This is a genomic window from Mesorhizobium sp. M4A.F.Ca.ET.022.05.2.1 (assembly GCF_003998845.1).
GTDB lineage: Bacteria > Pseudomonadota > Alphaproteobacteria > Rhizobiales > Rhizobiaceae > Mesorhizobium.
Window position 1 is genome coordinate 1 of the sequence record NZ_RZOJ01000479.1, and the last position, 4,284, is coordinate 4,284.

Below are 4,284 nucleotides of genomic sequence, written 5' to 3' on the forward strand. Positions count from 1 at the left end.
GGCCGGCGACGAGGCGCTCGCCGCCGCTGGCGAGCAGCGATTCCGGCATGAACTGCGCCGCGACCTCGGCCAGGTCATCGTCTCGTCGGCAATCATCGAGGACACGATCGGTTGGGTGATCATCGCGATTACCATCGGCATCGCTACGCATGGCCGCGTCGAGGTGAGCAGCCTTGCCTTCACGATACTAGGCGTCGCCGCCTTCATGGCCTTTTCATTCACGCTCGGCCGCCGCATCGTCTTCGACGCCATCCGCTGGACCAACGACACCTTCCACAGCGAATATGCCGTCGTCACCATCATCCTCGCCATCATGGGCGCCATGGCGCTGATCACCGACCTGATCGGCGTCCACACCGTGCTCGGCGCCTTTGTCGCCGGCATACTGGTCGGCGAGTCGCCGATCCTGTCGCGCCACATCGAGGGGCAGTTGCGTGGCGTCATCACCGCGCTGTTCATGCCGGTGTTCTTCGGCGTCGCTGGCCTCTCGGCCGACCTCACCGTGCTCGTCGACCCTCAGCTCGCGCTGCTCACGGTGGCGCTGGTGGCGATCGCCAGCATCGGCAAGTTCGGCGGCGCCTTCATCGGCGCGGAAGTCGCCGGCATGAGCCGTGCCGAGGGCATTGCCGTCGGTTGCGGCATGAACGCGCGCGGCTCGACCGAAGTCATCGTCGCCTCGATCGGCCTGTCGATAGGCGTGCTCTCGCACAACCTCTTCACCATGATCGTGACCATGGCCGTCATCACCACTTTGGCCATGCCGCCGACGCTACGCTGGGCGCTGGGGCGCCTGTCGATCGGCGAGTCTGAGAAGAAGCGGCTGGAGCGCGAGGAGGTCGACCAGCGCGGCTTCATCGCCAATCTGGAGCGGCTGCTTGTGGTCGTCGACGAGGGCGTGGTCGGCCGCTTCGCCGCCTACCTTGCCGGCGTGATCGGAGCCGGCAAGCCGATGACGGTGCTGCATGCCAGCGGCGAAAGCGAAGCCGAGCCCGACGAGGCGGCGCATCTGGACGAGATCGAGCGGGGCGCCGAGGAGGGCCGCGAGGCGGCGAAGGAAGCCGACGAGGAGCCGGTGCGCGTGGCGCCGCTGACCCGCCGCCGGCACGAGGTCCAGCTCTCCGCCGAGGCGGTCGCCAAGGAGGCGCGCAAGGGCTACGGCATGCTCCTCATCGGCCTCGGCCGCGGGGTGACTGCGAAAGGCGGATTCTCGCGCCGGCTGAACGAGGTTGCCGGCGCCTTCAACGGCTCGCTCTGCCTGGTGCTGAAGCCGACGGGCGCCGGGCGGCATATGCCGAGGCTAGGCCCCCAGTCAGGCCGGATCCTGGTGCCGGTCAACGGTACGTCGGTCGCCCGCCGTGGCGCCGAACTGGCACTTGCCATTGCCACTGTCACCGGCGCGCCGGTCAAGATGCTCTATGTTGCGCGGGTCGGCCGCGACGAACCGCGCGACACCGTCTCGCATCGCCGCAGGGAGGCTGTGCTGAAGGATATCGTCGCGCTTGCCGACCGCTATGGCGTCGAGATCGAGACTGCCATCCGCAGCAGGGCCGCCGCCGCCGATGCCATCGCCCGCCAGGCTGGCAGGAGCGTGGCATTGATTGTCATGGGCGTGGCGCGGCGGCCGGGCGACGAGCTCATCTTCGGCGAGACGACGAGCGGTGTGCTGCAGCACTGTCCGTGCCCGGTGTTGCTGATCTCCGATTCGCGGCAGCCCCGCGACGACGAGGACCGGGAGGCGGGGCGCTCCATCAGCGGTTGACAGGCCCAGCCCGCGTCCCGATTGTCGACGCCTTCATTCGCTTTACCCGATCGAAGGGACGACGCTGATGATGTCGGGATTTGCCGCCTGTTCCGGAACTGAGGCGCGAACCTTCAAAACGGCTATCGCTGGCTTTGAGGAACTACGATGAGCTTCAGCGTAAAACCCCTCGACGAAACAAGCTGGGCGGATTTCGCTGCGCTGGTCGAGCGCCACAATGGCGTTTGGGGCGGCTGCTGGTGCATGGCCTTCCATGCCAAGGGCAACGGCGCCGGCGGCAACCGCGCCGCCAAGCAGGCAAGGGTCCGGAACGGCAGCACGCATGCCGCGCTTGTCTTCGACGGCGCGGCCTGCGTTGGCTGGTGCCAATTCGGGCCGACCGGTGAACTGCCGCGCATCAAGCACCGGCGCGCCTATGAAGAAGGGCTGACAAACCTTCCGGACTGGCGCATCACCTGCTTCTTCATTGACAAGGCGCGTCGTGGCGAAGGCGTGGCCGCCGCCGCGCTGGCAGGTGCGCTCGGCGAAATCGCCCGCCTGGGCGGCGGCACGGTGGAAAGCTATCCCGAGGACGCGCAAGGCCGGAAGGTCGCCGGCGCCTTCCTGCACAATGGCACGCTCGCGATGTTCGAAAAGCAGGGCTTTCAGCGCGCCCGCCGGATCGGCAAGCACCGCTGGGTGGTTGAAAGGATGGTGGCGTCGGGCGCTTGAAGGCTTGGCTTCCGAAACAACCCGCTGAATCCATTTTAACATGAGTGTCTTCTAATATAAAATAACGCCCCCGAACGGCACGTGGCATTCGGCAGATGGCTGACCAGGAGCTGCAGTACCGGACTGCGACGCGCGACGACATCACGGCGATTTCGGCGCTGATGGCGCTGGCGATCGGCGAGCTGCAAAAACCCTTCCTGAATGATGCCCAGATCGAATCCAGCCGCGCCATCATGGGCCTGGACACGCAGCTTATCGACGACGGAACCTATTTTGTCGTCACCTGCGGAGGAGCGCTGGCGGGCTGCGGCGGCTGGAGCCGGCGCGCCACCCTTTATGGCGGCGACAGGACGCCGGGGCGCAGCGCGGCATTGCTCGATCCCGCCACCGACGCGGCGCGCGTCAGGGCGATGTACACGCATCCCGATTTCGTGCGGCGCGGCGTCGGCCGCCTCATCCTTTCGCTCTGCGAAAATGCGGCGAGGGCAGAGGGCTTTCGCCGTGTCGAGCTCGGCGCGACAATGGCTGGAGAGCCGCTCTACCGGGCCTGCGGCTACCAGCCGGGCGAGAGGATCCTTGACGATCGCGGCGGCGCGCCGGTGCCGATCCTGATGATGTGGAAGACGATTTGAGAAGGAGGGACTGGAATGGCTGCCTATCTCATTGCCGATGTCGACGTCACCGACGCCGCCATGTTTGATGAATACCGGCGCGAGGTTCCGGCGACGGAAGCGCGTCATGGCGGGCGGTACCTGGCGCGCGGCGGCGTGACCCGGGTGCTGGAGGGCGACTGGGAGCCGCACCGTCTGGTCATCATCGAATTCCCCGACATGGCAGCGCTGACCGCCTGGTACGACTCGCCTGAGTACGAGCGGCTGAAGCAGATCCGCTTCCGCTGCGCCAACACGCGCATCATCGCGACCGAGGGCGTGCCGCCGGCCTGACGCCTGCCACCGAACAGTGCGCGGCGGGTTCGTCGGCGCCGGCCTGCGTCAGGATATGTGGATCGCGGTCGGTCCTGCGCTCACTTGCCTTCGAAGAAGCTGTGGATCGCCGCGTCCAATGTCTCGATGAACAGGGCGTTGCGGGTGCTGCCGGCCCAGATCAGCGCATTGAGCCGCATCTCCTTGTTGAGGAAGTTCACCTGCCTGGTCGCCAGCAGATACTCCGCGACCTCGTAGTGCCGTCCCTTGATGGCCTCGATGAGCGCGCTGTTCCGTCCGGTCTTGTCGGCCAGATTGACGTCGGCGCCATGCTCGACCAGCAGCCTGACGACGTCGAGATGGCCGTTCCTCGCCGCTTCGATCAGCGCCGTCCTGCCGTAATAGTCGGCGCGCGCGTTGATATCGATCTGCGGATGTTTCACCAGCGCCTGGATGCATTCGAGGTGACCCTTGGCGGCGGCCAGGCTGAGCGGCGTGCTCTTCCATTTATTCCGGGAATTGACGTCGATCGCCGGATACGCGATCAGGGCTTCGAGAGCCGCCATGCGGGCATTGTGGGCGGCAAGGTGCAGCGCCGACCAGCCGCCTTCATCGGTCTGGTTGATGTCCGCCCCGGCCGCCAGCTCCGTGCGCACGGCCTCGGCGTCGCCTCTTTCGGCTGCGGCCAGCAGATCGGACCAACCCCTGGCGTCTTCGGCTTCCAAGCCTGCGGTCACTGCAATGTCCCCCGGAATCATGGGATCACGCCGACCCGCGCCGGCATGCATCGGCCCTTGGCGGAGTCTTTCATACTCGCCGGCGTCCGGCAATTGGATTTCACGCCAACGGACCGGCGATCCCGATGATCGGGACCGCCGGGCGCCTTTGAGG

At 66.6% G+C, this 4,284-nt stretch carries 5 protein-coding genes; 4 read left to right on the forward strand and 1 reads right to left on the reverse strand.

Annotated elements, in window-relative coordinates; genetic code table 11:
* The 4 genes from EN745_RS30940 to EN745_RS30955 all read left to right on the forward strand — a co-directional run.
* Positions 1-1,759: cation:proton antiporter (locus EN745_RS30940; RefSeq protein ID WP_127423002.1), on the forward strand; the 1,759-nt coding region annotated here is incomplete at its 5' end.
* Between the two features lie 147 nt (positions 1,760-1,906).
* The gene (locus tag EN745_RS30945; protein ID WP_126055299.1) at positions 1,907-2,470 is read left to right on the forward strand and encodes a GNAT family N-acetyltransferase; all 564 of its coding nucleotides are present in this window, start codon (positions 1,907-1,909) and stop codon (positions 2,468-2,470) included.
* Between the two features lie 95 nt (positions 2,471-2,565).
* Positions 2,566-3,102, forward strand: coding sequence for a GNAT family N-acetyltransferase (locus EN745_RS30950; protein WP_126055297.1), 537 nt, complete (start codon positions 2,566-2,568; stop codon positions 3,100-3,102).
* Between the two features lie 15 nt (positions 3,103-3,117).
* Positions 3,118-3,414 (forward strand): DUF1330 domain-containing protein, encoded by a 297-nt coding sequence (locus tag EN745_RS30955; RefSeq protein WP_126055296.1) that lies wholly within the window; start codon positions 3,118-3,120, stop codon positions 3,412-3,414.
* Positions 3,415-3,494: 80 nt separating this feature from the next.
* Here EN745_RS30955 and EN745_RS30960 read toward each other — a convergent pair whose 3' ends face one another.
* Complete coding sequence (locus EN745_RS30960; RefSeq protein ID WP_126055295.1) at positions 3,495-4,130, reverse strand: ankyrin repeat domain-containing protein; 636 nt, start codon at positions 4,128-4,130, stop codon at positions 3,495-3,497.
* Positions 4,131-4,284: the final 154 nt, after the last annotated feature.